Origin of the sequence: Ferrovibrio sp., from assembly GCF_036381655.1 — a bacterium.
Classification (GTDB): Bacteria; Pseudomonadota; Alphaproteobacteria; order Ferrovibrionales; family Ferrovibrionaceae; genus Ferrovibrio.
Genome location: NZ_DASVCJ010000060.1, coordinates 1 through 16,560, shown reverse-complemented (window position 1 = coordinate 16,560; position 16,560 = coordinate 1). Strand labels below are relative to the sequence as shown.

Below are 16,560 nucleotides of genomic sequence, written 5' to 3'. Positions count from 1 at the left end.
GCACTGTCGCCGATGCTTGACAGTCCTTCCGGCCCGCTGCACTCCGCCTTGAACAAGGAGCTGCAGCGCTACAACGACGGCCGCACGATCCTCAAGCTGATGTATTCGCCGGCCAGCGAGAAGACCGGCGACCGCTTCTTTTACGTGGCGTCCTCGCCCGAGGCGACGCCGGATCAGGTCGGCGCCGAGCTTGAGAGCCTCGCCGGGCACGGCATATTGCAGCGATTGTCGCAAAGCTGCGAATGGTCATCGTCGCTCGATCTGCGCTATCGGCAAGCCAATGGGCAGGAAGAGATCATGACCGCGCTGCAGCCGATCCAGACGCGCTGGGGCTGCTGGGTGTTGATATCGGCGCATCCGGTATCGGAATTCCTCAATGTGTCGATCGGCCGTTCATACTGGCAGACGCAGGAAATTCGCATCGCCGCGGCCATCTATTTCACCTTTGCGCTGCTGGCGATCCTGATCGCATGGAGCGTGTGGCGGAGTCTGCATCACTTCCGCCGCGTCGCGCGCCAGGTCCGGCAGGGGCGCGCCGACGGCCGCACATTCGCCGACCGCAATGTGGTGCCCGAACTGACCAGTGTCGCGGCCGATTTCGACCGTTTCGTCGGCGATCTGCACAAGGTTGCGCAGGAGATCCGCCAGACGGCCGAGGACAATGCCCATTCCTTCAAGGCGCCGATCTGCACGATTCAATCCTCGCTGGAGCCGTTGAAGCGGATCGTTCCGGAAGGCAGCGAACGCGCCAAGCGCGCCATCGTGCTGATCGAATCCTCGATCCAGAGGCTGCATGCCCTCGTCAACGCCTCGCAGCGCCTGGATTATAACACCGCCGATTTGATCGATGCGCCGCGCGAAGCGGTGAACCTCACCAACGTCATTGCCGACGTTCTCTTCCGCTATCGGGAAACCCTTGCGGAGCGCCAGATCAGGTTGGTCCGCACCCTGGCGGACAACGTCATCGTACATGCCGGCAAAGGCGTTCTGGATGTTGTCGTCGAGAACATCCTCGACAATGCGATCAGCTTCTCGCCGCCGGAAAGCACCATCACGGTGACGCTGACCCAGGAATATGGAAAGATCCTGCTGCGCATCGACGATGAGGGGCCCGGCATTGCACCAGACAAGGTTGTGCATGTCTTCGAGCGTTATTTCTCGCTGCGGCCCAAGAAGATCGAAGACGTCCGGCGCGAGGGGCGCCGCAATCTCGATCATTCCGGTCTCGGCCTATGGATCGTGCGGCGCAATGTCGAGGCGCTGGGCGGACGCGTTGCTGCGATGAATCGGATCACCGGCGGTCTGAGTGTGCAGGTCATGCTGTCTGCCGCCGATTGAGGCGGCTTTGCCGTCCAACGAGGACGCCACAGTTTGATCACTGGTCGCTCCAGGCATAAGTGTCCATAGTCACAGGGCTTCCCTCCCCAAATCCCTGTCGACGAGGTCGATATGAACGCCGTGATCGAAACGAGCCAGATGCTGGAGCAGGACAGCTTCCGCATTCACCCGGTCATACTCGCGGGGGGATCGGGTACGCGGCTATGGCCGCTGTCCAGGTCCGTCTATCCCAAGCAGCTGCTGGCGTTGACCTCGGATCGGACTCTGTTGCAGGAAACGGTCGAGCGTACGGCGCACGACGTCGGATTCTCGGCGCCCATTCTTGTCTGCAACGACGAGCATCGCTTCCTGATCGAAGAGCAGCTCGGCGAGATCGGTATTCAGCCGCGCAAGATCATCCTTGAGCCGGTCGCCCGCAATACGGGTCCGGCTCTCGCCGCTGTTGCCCTATGGCTGAGCCAGTTCGAACCGGACGCGATGATGCTGGTGCAGCCGGCCGATCATGCGATCGGCGGCATCGGCGAATTCCATCGCGCCATCCAGGCCGGAATCGGACCGGCCGAGCAGGGACGGCTGGTCACCTTCGGCATCAAGCCGACCCGGCCGGAGCCTGGCTATGGCTACATAAAAGTCGGGCCGCTGCTCGACGGATCAGATCAAGTCCGCGTTGTCGACCGTTTTGTCGAAAAGCCGGACCCTGCGACTGCGACGCGGTATGTGGAAAGCGGTGCGTTCTGCTGGAACAGCGGCATCTTCCTGCTGTCTGCGCGCCGCTATCTCGAAGAATTGCGCGAATTGCATCCGACCATGCTGGAGGCCTGCGAACGGGCGGTCGCCGCCGGCAATGACGATCTCGGCTTCTTCCGCCTTGACGCTGGAAGCTTCAGTGCGGCGCCGGCGCTGTCGATCGATCGGGCCGTGATGGAGCAGACCGACACGGCGACGGTGGTGACAGTCGACATGGCCTGGAGCGACCTCGGCTCGTTCCAGGCCTTGCGCGACACCGGAGCACGGGATCAGGATGGCAATGTCATCGCCGGCGATGTAATGGCGCAGGATGTGCGCAATTCATATCTGCGCACCGAGGACAAGCTGCTGGCGGTCATCGGCATGGAGGATGTCGTCGTGGTATCGACGGATGACGCCGTGCTGGTCGCACGCGCCGACTGCGTCGACGACGTATCGCGAATCGTGCAGCAATTGCGGCAGCGCAATCGGCCGGAGCCGGTTTCGCATACCACCACCTACCGGCCCTGGGGCTATTACCGGTCCGTGGATATAGGCGAGCGCTTCCAAGTCAAGCGGCTGATGGTGAAACCGGGGGCGAAGCTCAGCCTGCAGAAGCATTTCCATCGTGCCGAACACTGGGTGGTGGTGCATGGCACTGCGCTGGTGCAGCGCGACGAGGAGACCCTGCTGCTGCGCGAAAACGAATCCGTCTACATCCCGATCGGTGCGGCGCACCGGCTGGAGAATCCCGGCAAGCTGCCGTTACACCTGATCGAGGTGCAATCCGGCTCATATCTCGGCGAAGACGACATCGTGCGCCTGGCGGATACCTATGGCCGTTGCTAATCCCCGTCCCGCTCTGCTGGTAACCGGCGGCGCCGGTTATATCGGCAGCCATGTCTGCAAGGCCGTGGCCGAAGCCGGCTTTCTGCCGGTGGCTTACGACAATCTTTCGGCCGGGCATCATTGGGCCGTGCGCTGGGGACCGCTGGAATGCGGCGACCTGGTCGATGCCGGACGCCTGGACGAGGTGATGCGGCAATATCGCCCGACGGCGGTGATCCACCTGGCCGGACTGATCATTTCCAGCGAATCGGTTGTCGATCCGGGACAGTATTATACGAACAATGTCGCCGGAACGTTCTGTTTGTTGGACGCCATGCGCCGCAATGCCGTCGACCGGATCGTGTTTTCGTCCAGCGCCGCGGTCTATGGCGAACCCGAAACCATGCCAATGGGTGAGAGCCATCCCCAGCGGCCGCTCAACCCCTACGGCACCAGCAAGCAGATGGTCGAGCGGGTCCTACAAGATTATGCGCGAGCCTATGGACTGCATTCGGTCTCGCTGCGCTATTTCAACGCCGCCGGGGCGGATCCGGAGGGGGAAATCGGCGAGGCCCACCATATAGAGACGCATCTGATCCCGCTGGTTCTAGATGTTGCGGCCGGATACCGTTCGCATGTCGCCATTTACGGGGCGGATTACCCAACCCGGGATGGCACCTGTGTGCGCGACTACGTGCATGTCTGCGATCTGGCAGCCGCCCATGTCGCGGCGCTTCGCTATCTCGATAAGTCGGTCGGAGCCCATGTATTCAATTTGGGCAGCGGCAACGGCGCCACGGTGCGCGAGGTGATCGACCTGGCAAGGCGTATAACCGGAGAGATAATTCCCGTAAGAGTAGAGACGCGCCGCCCCGGCGACCCCGCGGTGCTGCTCGCCGACCCGACGAGGGCGCGCCAGCTTTTGGGCTGGAACCCCCTTCATTCTGGGTTAGATGCCATGATTTCTACTGCATGGAGCTGGCATCAGCGTGTATTATCCCGGGCACAAGCCGCCCAGTAGACGGGCTGCACGGGATTAACCGCCGGAGCGGGGGGAGATGTTGGCTCGCAAACTTCTGGTTTCTGTTGCAATTCCGATTGCCGTGTCGGCGTTTTCGGCCATTGAGGTCAAAGCCCAGACCGCCACGCCGCCGGCGCAGACCAACCCTGCGCCGCTGACGGAGGAGGTGCCGCGCGGACAGACCGTGATGGAACGGCCCAGACCCGACTACGATCCTATCGGGATTCGCCTCGGCGGTTTCATGCTGCTGCCCGGCCTCACGGTCGGCGAAAGCTATAACAGCAACATCTTCGCCACCGAGAATAATACCCAGGACGATTTCATCACGACGATCCAGCCGTCCGCCAATTTGCGTTCGAACTGGAACAATCATGCGCTGAATTTCCACGCCGACTCGAGCATCGAGCGTTATGCGGATCACTCGAGCGAGGACATCGAGGATTACACGCTCACCACCGACGGCCGCCTGGATGTTCTGCACGATCTGCGGTTATACGGCGGCGCCGGTTACCTGCGGCGCCATGAGGCGCGGTCGTCGCCCGACAATGTCAGCGGCAGCACCGAGCGGGCCCGGTATGACGATTATCAGGCCACGGCCGGCATCGAGAAGGTGTTCAACCGCCTTTCGACCCGCCTCGACGGCCAGTTCGACCGGTTCCGTTACGGTGACGTGACGCTGTCGAACGGCACCGTGTCCGACCTCAGCGACCGCGACCGCGATCAGACCCAGGTTTCGTTGCGCACCGGTTACGAGCTGGCGCCGCTGCGCCAGGTTTATCTGCTCGGCGCTTACAACTGGCGTAACTACGACTCCGAGGTGAATAGCGGCTTCGATCGCGATTCGACCGGCTACCTGTTGGCCGTCGGCGCTGACTACGACATTGATGGCGTCACCTTCCTTGAGGGTTACGTCGGCTACCGCGTCCAGGATTATGACGATCCGGCACTCAAGAGCCTTGGCGGCTGGGCATCTGCATTGAAGCTGACCTGGAATGTCACCCGCCTGACGACCGTCACGGGTACATTGTCGCGCACGGTTGAAGAAACCACGGTGTCGAACGCCTCGGGATATTTTTCCACCAAGGCGGAAGTGCGGGCCGACCACGAATTGCTGCGCAATCTGATACTGAATGCGTCTCTGGCCTATCAGAACGACGATTTCGAGGGCGTTTCGCGGACCGACAATTACTACCTGGCCAGCATCGGGGCGCAATATCTGATGAACCGTTATCTGTCGCTGTCCGGCGGCTACGGCTATCGGACCCGCAACTCCGATCAGAGCGGGGCTGATTTTGACGAAAATGTGGTCTTCCTGCGGGTGACCGGACACCTGTAATTTTTTAGGGTTTTCGACTACTTACAGGGGCAATTGTTTGCCCCTGTTTAGTCACACCAGACTGGCTCCCAGAGTTGGTAAGAGCTGAGACCTGCGTAGCCGCGAAAGCGCGGCGCGCAGGTCTTATCTTTTGCAGGGAAGCCAGCCATGTCGAACAGCAGTACCGGAACAGCGGCAGCGAGCTTGCGGCGGCTCGCCAGCCTGGCGGTCATGCTTTTGGCCGTCGTCGCCTTCGCTGCTGGAGCAGCTTGGGGACAAGCCGCCCGCACAACCAACGCTTCGACGGATTCTCGCGCCGCGCCTCAGACAATGCCAGGCGCCCATCCGCAGGTAGAGCCAGGTTATCGTCTGGGATCGGGCGATCGGGTTCGCATCACCGTTTACGGGCAGCCAGAACTTACCGGCGAGTATTCAGTCGACGGTAGCGGCTCCCTGGCCTTTCCATTGATCGGCCAGGTTCAGGCCGGTGGTCTGACGGCAGCCTCGCTTGAACAACTGCTCGTCAGCAAATTGAAGCCGGACTACCTGAAGGATCCGAGCGTCAGCGTTGAAGTCCTCACCTATCGTCCGTTTTACATCGTCGGGGAAGTTCGTACCCCAGGCAGCTACGCCTACGTCTCCGGCATGACGGTGATCAACGCAGTTGCTTTGGCTGGTGGCTTTACCTATCGCGCCAAAGAAAATTCCTTCTACGTCACTCGTACCGGCGAGAATGGCGAAAAAACCAAACTGAGCGCATCGCCGGATACGCCGGTCCTGCCGGGCGATGTCATAACCGTACGCGAGCGGTATTTCTAATGACCCTACCTGATCGTTTCCGTCCGTGGATGCAGCCGGCGACGCAGATCGCCGGTCTGCAAGCGGCCCCGCCGCCGGTCTATGCACCGCCGCAGGAGCCGCCGAATTTCATCGATGTCCTGCGCAAGCTCTGGCGCAGACGTGGCCTGATTTTTCTGGTCACGATGGCATTTGCCATCATCACCTTCGTGATCGTGAAGACGCTGCCATCCTATTACGTAGCTGAATCGCGCGTGCTGATCGGAATCCCGCCGCTGCGGGCGCTCAACATCGAGTCGATTATCGCGGATATCGCCCCCGATGCCGATCTCGTGCAGAACGAAAGCTACATCATCACGTCGCGCGAGGTGGCCCAGGCCACGATCGGCAAGTTGCATCTCGACAAGAATCCGGAATTCAACCCGTTTCTGCGCAAGCCGTCCTTTGTCGCCGTCGCGCTCTCGTATCTCAATCCGCTGCGCTACATCCCGGATTCCTGGCTGTCGGCGATAACCGGGAGTGAGCCGGCCAGTGCAACGGACGAGGCAGATCCGCGTGAACGCGAGATGACGGCCGTCATCGATTCGCTGCTCGACAAGGTGAACGTGGAGACGCTCGGGCGTTCCCACGTCCTTGCCATCCAGGCCCGATCCGTCGATGCGCAGACCTCGGCGGATATCGCCAACACCCTTGCGGATCAGTATTTGGCTCGGCAGCGGCGCGACAAGATCCAAGCGACCGAAGAAGTCGAGAAATTCCTTGCCGACCGGATCGCCCAATTGCGCAAACAGGTGGAAGAGTCCGACCGGGCGGTCGAGGAATATCGCCGCGAGAACAAGCTCTACCAGGGCACCAGTTCCGGCGTCACCACGCAGCAGTTGACCGAGCTCAACACGCAGTTGATCGTTGCCCAGACCGCCAAGGCCGAGGCAGATGCACGGCTGCAGGAAGCGCAGGCCCTGAGCAAGACCGGCATCACTGGCGAGAGCGTGCCGCAAGTCCTCAGTTCGCCGACCATCCAGGCGTTGAAGCAGCAGGAAGCCGAGGCGGCCGGCCGCTTGGCCGATCTGTCCAGCAGCTTTGGCCCCCGCCACCCGAAGGTGATCAGCACCAGGGCGGAGGTCGCCGATATTCGCGGCAAGATCCGCAATGAGGTGAACAACATCATAGGTGGCCTGCGGCATGAGGCGCGGACCGCAACGGCCCGTTATGAAGCGTTGCGCCAGAACTTCGAGCGGCTGCAGAAGCAACTGGGCGGGGTGAACGAGAAGTCGATCCACCTCGAGGCACTGGAGCGAGAGGCAACCGTCAACCACAATCTGCTTGAGCAGATGCTTGGGCGGGCGAAGGAGACGATCGGCCAGGACCAGCTGCAGAAGCCGAATGCGAAACTGATCTCCAACGCTGCCTCGCCGCTATGGCCGAGCTTCCCGCCGAAAACCCTCATCCTCTTCCTCGGGGTTTTCGGAGGCTTTTTGATCGGCGTCGTCATTGCCATGCTCAGTGACAGTGCGGACCAGACGTTTCGGCGCGGAGACCAGGTCGAGTCGATGACCGGGCTGCCGGTACTGGCGCTCGTTCCCTCCATCCGCGGACGCATGGAGCCGATTGTCCATGTGCTGCGCCGGCCGATATCGCCTTATACCGAAGCTCTGCGGAAGCTGCATATCGGCCTCGAACTGTCCGAGGCCTCGCAATCGCCCAAAACTGTTCTGTTCGGCTCGGCGATTCCGGGAGAGGGCAAGTCGGTTCTGGTGGCGTCGCTTGGCCGTATGCTGGCGAGCCAGGGGCGGCGGGTCCTGCTGATCGATTGCGATTGGCGTAATCCCCGATTGCATCAACTCTTCCGCTGCGCCAACAGCCGGGGATTGGCGGCGCTGCTCCGGGACGAGGAGGATAACCTCGATCAGGCGATCTTCACCGATTCGCTGTCTGGCGTGGATGTGATCCCGGCCGGCATGTTTACGCCGGAGGCAATGCGGTATCTGACATCCGAGCGCATGCGGCTGATCCTGAACGCCTTGGCGCCGCGCTACGATCTGGTTCTGATCGATACGGCGCCGGTGCTGGTGGGCGCCGAGGTCCTCACGCTTGCGCGCATGGTGGACAAGGTTGCGTTTGTCGTGCGCTGGGGGGCCACACGCCGCGAGACCGTGATGGAGGGGTTGAAGGAACTGCTGGAGGTGAATGCCGATATCGCCGGTCTCGTACTGGCCCGGGTCGATCCGAAGCAGTATCGCAAATACGCTTACACCAATCTGAGCTACGAATACGAACGGCCAATGCTGGTTAAGACTGCCGATTGGGCATAGGTCTATGGCCGATCCAGTCCTGATTGTAACCCAGCATTATAAGCCAGAGGTCATCGGTTCGGCGTCCTATGTTACCGACCTGGCGGAGTGGCTGGGCCGGGAGGGCCGTGCCGTCACCGTCCTGACCGGACTCGCACATTACCCGAATACGGCCGAGTTCCGCAGTTTCAATGCTTCGGTTCCGAAACGGGAAACCGAGGGCAATGTGACTGTGGAACGGTTGCGCAGCTGGCATCCGGAGCGCCGCTCCGCAATGCTGCGAATCATCAGCGAATGCCTGTTCCTGCTGGTCGGCATGATCGCCGTACTGAGCGGGCGCGTGTCGCGCCACACCACCGTCGTCTCGCTTTCGCCATCGATCTTCGCCGTGATGCTGGGGGTGGTCGCCACCCGCCGCGGCGGCCATCATATCGCCCTGGTGCATGACATTCAGTCCGGCTTGGCGCAGGGGCTGAATATGGTGCGCTCCGGCGCCATGCTGCGGATCATGCGCTGGTGCGAGCGAATCACCCTCAACCGGGTCGATCTCGTTCTGGTATTGACCCAGGAGATGCGGGCGCAGCTTCTCGGCATCGGAGTGAGGACGCCGATCGAAATCCTGCCTATCTGGGTCGATACCGATCATATCAAGCCGCAGGCCGATGCGCAGGCAAATGCGCCGACGCTGCTCTATAGCGGCAATTTCGGGCGTAAGCAGGGATTGCGGCAGGTGCTGGAGCTTGCCGAAGATATCGCGCAGTCCAGACCGGACGTGGCGATCCTGTTGCGTGGCGACGGCAGCGAAAAAGGCGCCATGACCGATTGGGTGGCGCAGCGGGAATTATCCAATATCCGTTTCGAGAGCCTGCTGCCGCGGGAGGACCTGAACGATGGCCTTGCCCATGGCGATATCCATCTGGTCCCGCAAAATCCGCTTGCCGCCGATTTCGCCATTCCCTCCAAAATATACAGCATCATGGCCGCTGGCCGGCCGTTCATTGCAACGGCCGGTCCGGGCAGCGCTCTATGGCGCCTGTCTCAGGAAACCGGCGCCTTCGTCTGCGTGCCGCCGGATAACCGTGAGGCGCTCTGCCGGACCGCGCTGGAGCTTCTGGAGGCCGAGGAGGAGCGGGTCGAGATGGGGCGGCGCGGACGCCGTTACATCGAGGCAGAGCATGCCCGCGACCGGCTGTTGGCCAAGTTCGTTGCGATGCTCGACCGGCTCGAGCGGCAGCGGCACAGGGTCCTGATCCTGGAGCCGGACCGCGACGGTCATCCGCGGGAGTGGCTGGAGCATCTGATGCGGCACATCGAGGCCGAAGACAGGATCGAGGAAATGTGGCTCGTTGTTTCCGGCGAGTTGAAGGCTGTTTTGGAACCGGAAATTTCCAGCGAATTGCGGCCGCGGATTCATTTGATTGCCCTGACCCGGTCAGAGTGGCGGTATTGCACCCACTCGATTTTGCCGGTCAGCGGCTTTGCCCGATGGTGGGTGATGCGACGCTATCTTCGCCGGACCGGGGCCGATGCCGGCTGCTTTCTGTCGCTCGATCATCTGTCCCTGCCGCTGGCCTTCGGGCTCGGCGCCTCCGGACGGAAGCTGAGCGGAATCCTGTTTCGGCCTTCGGTGCACTATCCCTCGCTCGGGAGCTATCGGCCAACATTGCGAGAGCGCATTCGCGACCTGCGCAAGGCGCTGCTCTATCGCATGATGCTGCTCAATCGCGCCGTGGATACCGTCCTGACCTTGGATCCGTTCTTTCCGGATTATGCCGCGCAGCGCTACCTGGGGGGGCACAAGGTCCATGCCGTCCCAGACCCGGCGCATCCCCGCATGGCGATATCCGTCAAGGCGGCGTCGATTCAGATACCGAACGAGCGGATTACCTTCGTGATGTTTGGCGTTCTGACGGCGCGTAAAGGCGTCCTCGCCCTGCTGGAGGCATTGCGGCTGCTGCCGGAGGATATTGCCGGCAGGGTGGCGGTGGTCATCGCCGGCAAGGTTGCGCCTGATGTGAGCCGACAATTGGCGGAACTTGAAGCAGCACTGCGCAAAGAGCAGAAACAGCTCTGGTTGCGTATCGAGGATCGCTGGCTGAGCAGCGAGGAAATCGAGACGCTGATCGGCCGCTGCGACGTCGTGCTGGCGCCATATCAGCGATTCGTCGGCTCGAGCGGTGTTCTGCTATGGGCGGCGAGGGCTGGAAAACCGCTGCTGACCCAGGATTACGGATTGGTGGGACGCCTGGTGCAGGATTATCGCCTCGGGCTCGCGGCTGATGTGACCCAGCCGAGCCTGCTGGCGACTGCGCTGACGAAACTGGCGATCGAGGGACCGGATCGATTCTTCGATCAGAAATCGGCGGCCAAGTTTGTATCGGACCGAACGCCGGAAGCATTCGCTGCCCATGTCTTCGGCAGCCTGCGCACGTCCTAGGCCGCAGATCCAGAACGATTTCTTCGCGACGATCAGGGCTTTGCGGGCCCCATCTTGGTCACAACACCGGCCCCTGCGGCTGTGGCAAATCCTGCTTGGGAGGCAACGGCCGCAGAAGTTGTATCCGCCGGCATTCCCGGTTCGAACGGGACGATGCCGGCGCCGTTGATACGAGGCAGAAAGAGGGTTCTTGATGACGCTCGAAATCCTTGCCAAGCCTGCGGTCAAGGCCCGCGCCCATGCCGCCATCAATGCGCCACAGCCGCGCGGGCCCTTGGCGCGCAATGCCGCATACGAGAGGGCATCCGTCGAGCGTTCGGGGCTGGCGCTGCGCAATGCTGGAACGGCATCGTTTCCGGTCGTCCAGACCCGCCGCGCGGCGCAGGCACCTGCCACGGAGCCGGAGCGGCTGCCGGGGCGTATCTCCCTGATCGTCGTGGCCGGAATATTGCGCGGATTTGATGCCGCGGTCGCTTTCTCCGCCGGATTCGCCGCAACCGCATTCACACCGGCTGGCGGAGCGGATGCCAGCGCACCGTTGCCACTGGCAATATCTCTTTTCGGCGCTCTGCTCGTCGTCAACATTCTGCACCTGCTCGGGTCTTATCACACCAGGGTGGTGCGATCCTTCAGCCTGTCCGCCACTCACCTGCTGCTTGCTTGGGGCGCTGCTGCGCTGGCGGCAGGTGGCGTGATCTTGCTGAGCCATGTTCCGGCTGGACCCGAACGCACCTGGCTGGCCTCCTGGCTCGGCTATGGGGCAATCCTGTCGCTGCTATCCCGCGCCGTCTGTGCCCTGTTGATGATCAGGTGGCGCCGCCAGGGGCGTCTGCAGCGGCGCATAGCCGTTCTAGGCAGTGGCGCCATCGGCCAGCGCCTGTTGCGGCGCATCAATGCACAGGCTGATCGGAATGTCGTGGTCGTCGGCGTCTACGACGACAGGCTGGCACGTCTGCCGGAGCGCTGCATGGGCCACAAGGTGCTTGGCACGGTAGCTGATTTGATCGATCGCGTGCGTCATGGCGGAATCGACATGGTGATTGTTGCGCTGCCGCTATCGGCGGAGCGGCGCATTGCTGAAATCATGGCGCAACTGCGCCAGGCGGCGGTCGATATCTGCCTTTGTCCGGACCAGTATGGTTTTCAACTAAGCAGCAATGGCCTGGCTCGAGGTGGTGATGAGACCTGGCATGTTGCCGGCGTGAACCTGCTATGCGCCGAGCAGCGCCCTTTGAGGGATTGGCGCGGGATTGCGAAAAACATCGAGGACCGCGTGGTTGCGGCGATCATCCTCATGCTGATCTCGCCCATACTGGCCGTGATCGCCGTGCTGGTGAAGCTGGATAGTCCGGGGCCCGTCTTCTTCCGGCAGAAGCGGTATGGATTGAACAATCAGCTGATCGAAGTGCTGAAGTTTCGCACCATGCACAACCATGCGAGCGATCCCAAGGCCGAGCAGCTAACGCAGCGGAATGATCCTCGTGTCACGCGATTGGGCGCCTTTCTGCGCCGGACCAGCCTCGATGAGTTGCCGCAGTTCATCAACGTCCTGCGCGGCGAGATGTCGGTCGTGGGGCCGCGGCCCCATGCGCTGGCGGCGAAAGCCGGCGGGCTGCTCTATCAGGAGGCGGTCCGCTATTACGACGCGCGCCATCGGATGAAGCCCGGCATCACCGGCTGGGCGCAGGTCAATGGCTGGCGAGGCGAGACGGAGACGGTCGAGCAGATCGAGAAACGCGTCGAGTACGATCTCTATTATATCCGGAACTGGTCTATCTGGTTGGATTTTCTGATCATCTTTCGGACGATCTTCGGCGGCTTCACCGGACGCCAGGCCTACTGACCGGAGGGCGATCATCCCATGCACTGCCTTTGGGTGACCTATGCCGATCCCGAGCCGAGACATAACGGTCAGTATGTCTATTCCGGTGGCCTGATCGATGCGCTGGCGGGCAGCGGGGCAAGGGTTGACGTTGTCGGCTTGGCGCGACCCGGACAGAGCGCGAGCACCAAACGATCGACCGATGCGGTGCGGTGGTGGCTGGCGGACTTTCAGGCGAAGCCAAGTTGGATGAGCCTGCTTTCGCCGTTGCCGCATGTCGCCGATCGCGGCCGCACCCCGGCCCTGCAGCGCATGCTCGCCAGCCGACTGGCATCCGAAACGCCCGATGTGATCGTGTTCGATGGGATTTCCGCGGCCTGGGCGCTCCGGCCGGTGCTGAAGTGTTATAACGGAGCAGGCCGGCGGCCGAAGCTGGTCTATGTATCTCATAACCACGAGACCAGCCTGCGGCCGGAAGTGGCGCGCGGGCAGCAGAATCCGATCAAGCGCCAGATTCTGCAATACGATGCGGCGAAAGCGGTCATGCTGGAGCGCGCGCTGCTCGATACCGTCGATCTCGTCACGGCGATCACGGCTGAGGACCGTAAGCTCTATCTGCAGCAAAAGATCCGCTGTCCGATCGAGGTTCTGCCGCCTGGCTATGACGGCGACCGCCTCGACGAACGCCGTATCACGCAGGATCTGCCGCGGCGCGCCATCATCGTCGGCAGCTTCGACTGGATCGCCAAGCGCATGAATCTGGAAGAATTCATCTCGATCGCCGATCCGCTTTTCGCCGAGCATGGCGCGGAGCTGCAGGTCGTCGGCAGCGCCGAAGCGGAATTCCTTAAGCGTCTGCGCCAGCGGGTACACGCCACCCAGTTCACGGGAGCGGTAGAGGATATCGACCCCTACATGCGGCAATCCCGCATCGCCCTGGTGCCGGAACGCCATGGCGGCGGTTTCAAGCTCAAGGTGCTGGATTACGTTTTCAACCGGATGCCGATCCTGGCCTTGTACGGATCCGTGGCCGGTGTCCCGTTGCAGCAGGAGGACAGCATTCTGCTATACCCGGACCTCGAGGCCCTGGCCCGTGGCGTCCTGCGTGTCATCGACGATTGCGATCGTTTGAATCGACTGCAGGACCGGGCCTTTGCCTCCTGTCAGGATGCCTTCGACTGGCCCAGCCGGGGGCGTCAGCTCATGAACGCGATTGGTGCCGCATGATGGCTATTGCTGAACAGCGGCGGCTCGGCGGCGTCGATATCCTGCTGCTCGTCATCTTCTTTGCCGGGATATATCTCGGCGTCGCGATTCCCATAACGGATAGAATCCCCTTCCCGGCGGCGCCTTCCGGACTGGCCGGCATCGTACTGCTTTGGCGCCGGCGCGATCGTATCACAGCACAGCATGTCTCTGCCTTGTTCTTCGTGGTCGCCATTTACGTAGCAGCCATCCTGTCCGCCACCAATCTGGAGTTTCTGGGCAAACGCTTCACCGGGCTCATTCAGCTCGTGTATTCGCTGGTGATTTCCTATGCGATGTTCCTGACGATCCTGGAGGCGGACAGAAAGCAGCTTTCGCGGCTGTTCTTCTGGTTCCTGATCTTTATCATCGTTGGCTGCCTGCTCGAGCAATATGCCGGGCTGGACAAGATCAGCGATGCGGTAAGAAGACAAATTTACAGCTCCGGCGTTTATGACGCGGATCTGCGCGATCAGCTTCTGTATGGCAAGATTCGCCCGAAGCTGTTCACCTCCGAGCCGTCAGCCGTCACTTTTGGCTACACTCTTTTCCTGTTCGGATGGTTTCTTGCAAGCACGTCGCGCTGGAAGCCCCTGGTCTATGTCGGGTTTCTCGCTGCAGGTCTGACGGTGATGCCGGGACCGACCTTGCTTCTGTCCCTCGTGATCCTGCCGCTCTATTACTTTTTCATCACGCCGCTGGCGACACCGCCGCATCTGCGAATACCCGGCTATCGGGCCGGCATATTGATCTTTGGGTCAATCCTGCTGGCTGTTTTCCTCTTGCTCGGCACGACCATTTATGCCGAGCGCTTCAGCCAGATCGCCACTGGTCAGGATCCCAGCTTCTTCTACCGTGTGGTCGGGCCGGCGATGGTCGCTTTCGAGGTCCTGAAAACCTACCCTTGGGCCGGAGCGGGTTTGACCGGCGAGCCCTTCCTCGGCGATCTGGTCGCCACCACGTTCATGAAGTCCTCGATGTACTCGGCCGCCTGGGGTTTCTCGAAGGCTGCCGAGGTGCTGACCAATTACTTCTGGCTCCATTGGATCTACCTCGGCCTGGTCTGGGGCATCGCGACACTGGCCGCCCTCTCGTTGTGGCTCCGCGTGATTGGAGCGCCCAGCGTTCTGTTCTGCTGGGGGGTGTGGGTCATTTTCGGCCAAGCGTCCGGCGCCTATGTCGGGCCAAAAACCTGGGTCGTCCTGCTGATGGCGGCCGGTTTGGGCGCGCTGTGCTGCAGAACGCTGGCGCCGAACGTTGTTCCTTTGCCGCAATCCAGAGGCCCGCTCTCGCCGCTGCGGCTCGGCGGCCGCTTGCGTCAGCCGGGATTGGCTCGACATTACTGAGGGAAAAACGATGCAGCGACGAGACCTCCTTTCACTCGGCAGCGGCTTGGCGCTCGGTGGGATGCTTTCCTCGGCTCATGCGGCGACGGGGAGGGGGGAAGACCGGCCGGTAGGCCGACAGCTTTCGGCCAGGGATTTCGGTGTCGTCGGAGATGGCCGGGCGGACGATACGCATGCGCTGCAGCGTGCTTTCGATGCGGCTCTGCTCGATGAGCCCCCCGGCATGCTGACCATCCCTCCGGGCGAATACCGGGTCAGCCGGCCGCTGCGGATTGCGCCGCGTGCCAACGTTACGCGGCTCAGCGGCATCGTTGCGCATGGGGCGCGCCTGATATCGGCCATCGACAATGGCGCCAGTGTGGTGGAACTGGTCAGCAATGCGACCACTCGCTTCATTCTGGTCGAAGGGCTGGAAATCCGTGGTTCCGGACGCGATGGTCATGGCATCTCGATCGCCTGCGAGGCTGAGGGTCGCTACTTCTACAATTTTTGCCTGCGCGACATCGTTGTGCAGGGATGTGGCGGCGATGGCTGCCGCCTCATTGGCAATGTATTCGAAGGCCAGCTCGTCAATTGCTACTTCCGGGACAATAAGGGTAACGGGATCACCTTCGCCCATGGCCGGGGAGGCGGCATTTTGTCCGCCATTCACGTTTTCGGATCCGTGTTCGGCAATAATGGCGAGCATGGCGCCGCGATGGTCAACCGATGCTACGACGTCAGCTTTCATGGCTGCTATTTCCTGCTCAATCGCCAATTCGGATTGCTGGCGGATAATGGCTGTACCCTGCTGTCCAATTGCGGCTTCGAAAACAATCATCAAGGCGCGAGGGATTTCTCGCAGGGCGATGCCGGCGCCATGATCAAGAATTTCGGCACCATGATCGGCTGTACCGCCTACTCGGTCTACCAGCAGACGCATCTGGTCCGCAGCTTCATCATCAGCCATCTGGTGATGGTCGGTTGCACCGGCTTTGGCGGGGGTAAGGCCAAGCAAGCTGGCCTGGCCAGGCTGAATGGAAGCCGCGAGAAAGCGCAGATCACCTTGCTCGGCTGCACCGGGCGCGTGGACACCGAGAATGGCTTCGAGCCGATCGAGATCGGCGGCAATGGCAGCGGCATCCGCTTGGGCAGCGATTACCGCAGTCGCAATCTGCCCCGGCTCGGCGAATATCGCCTCTGGGTCGATGGCCGCGGCCGCCTCCGGATCAAGAAGGGAGATCCTCAATCGGATGAGGATGGCGCGCTGGTCGGCGCCTAGACCGGAATCCCGTTAGATCGAAGCATAGCCAGCGTTCCTGAGATAGTTTGCGCATTCCTGTGGCGGGAAGCGGTCCAGCAGGCTTCCGATACGTTGCCATGTTGCCTCGACACTGCGTTCAGCTGCCTTTCG

Annotated in this window: 11 protein-coding genes; all 11 read left to right on the top strand. The window is 61.8% G+C overall.

The features are described 5' to 3' along the window. The first annotated feature begins 12 nt into the window (after positions 1–12). The 11 genes from VF194_RS12545 to VF194_RS12495 all read left to right on the top strand — a co-directional run bounded on the left by VF194_RS12545 (position 13) and on the right by VF194_RS12495 (position 16,428). The gene (locus VF194_RS12545) at positions 13–1,338 is read left to right on the top strand and encodes a HAMP domain-containing sensor histidine kinase (RefSeq protein ID WP_330891480.1); all 1,326 of its coding nucleotides are present in this window, start codon (positions 13–15) and stop codon (positions 1,336–1,338) included. A gap of 111 nt (positions 1,339–1,449) precedes the next feature. After that, positions 1,450–2,913 (top strand): mannose-1-phosphate guanylyltransferase/mannose-6-phosphate isomerase, encoded by a 1,464-nt coding sequence (locus VF194_RS12540; RefSeq protein WP_330891478.1) that lies wholly within the window; start codon positions 1,450–1,452, stop codon positions 2,911–2,913. Then, positions 2,900–3,913 (top strand): UDP-glucose 4-epimerase GalE, encoded by a 1,014-nt coding sequence (galE, locus tag VF194_RS12535; RefSeq protein ID WP_330891476.1) that lies wholly within the window; start codon positions 2,900–2,902, stop codon positions 3,911–3,913. The genes VF194_RS12540 and galE overlap by 14 nt, the downstream gene beginning before the upstream one ends. Before the next feature lie 37 nt (positions 3,914–3,950). Then, positions 3,951–5,249: an outer membrane beta-barrel protein gene (locus tag VF194_RS12530; protein WP_330891474.1), complete on the top strand. Its 1,299-nt coding sequence runs from the start codon at positions 3,951–3,953 to the stop codon at positions 5,247–5,249. A 147-nt stretch (positions 5,250–5,396) separates the two neighbouring features. Next, positions 5,397–6,047: a polysaccharide biosynthesis/export family protein gene (locus VF194_RS12525; RefSeq protein ID WP_330891472.1), complete on the top strand. Its 651-nt coding sequence runs from the start codon at positions 5,397–5,399 to the stop codon at positions 6,045–6,047. Beyond that, on the top strand, positions 6,047–8,338 hold the full coding sequence (locus VF194_RS12520) for a polysaccharide biosynthesis tyrosine autokinase (protein WP_330891470.1): 2,292 nt from the start codon (positions 6,047–6,049) through the stop codon (positions 8,336–8,338). The genes VF194_RS12525 and VF194_RS12520 overlap by 1 nt, the downstream gene beginning before the upstream one ends. Positions 8,339–8,342: 4 nt before the next feature. Beyond that, a complete protein-coding gene (locus VF194_RS12515; protein ID WP_330891468.1) occupies positions 8,343–10,754 on the top strand; it encodes a glycosyltransferase in 2,412 nt (803 codons plus the stop codon). Between the two features lie 193 nt (positions 10,755–10,947). After that, positions 10,948–12,597 (top strand): undecaprenyl-phosphate glucose phosphotransferase, encoded by a 1,650-nt coding sequence (locus VF194_RS12510; protein WP_330891465.1) that lies wholly within the window; start codon positions 10,948–10,950, stop codon positions 12,595–12,597. Between the two features lie 18 nt (positions 12,598–12,615). Further along, complete coding sequence (locus VF194_RS12505; RefSeq protein ID WP_330891463.1) at positions 12,616–13,803, top strand: glycosyltransferase family 4 protein; 1,188 nt, start codon at positions 12,616–12,618, stop codon at positions 13,801–13,803. Beyond that, positions 13,800–15,167: a hypothetical protein gene (locus VF194_RS12500; protein WP_330891462.1), complete on the top strand. Its 1,368-nt coding sequence runs from the start codon at positions 13,800–13,802 to the stop codon at positions 15,165–15,167. The genes VF194_RS12505 and VF194_RS12500 overlap by 4 nt, the downstream gene beginning before the upstream one ends. Positions 15,168–15,177: 10 nt before the next feature. Further along, positions 15,178–16,428, top strand: coding sequence for a glycosyl hydrolase family 28-related protein (locus VF194_RS12495; protein WP_330891460.1), 1,251 nt, complete (start codon positions 15,178–15,180; stop codon positions 16,426–16,428). Positions 16,429–16,560 lie beyond the last annotated feature (132 nt).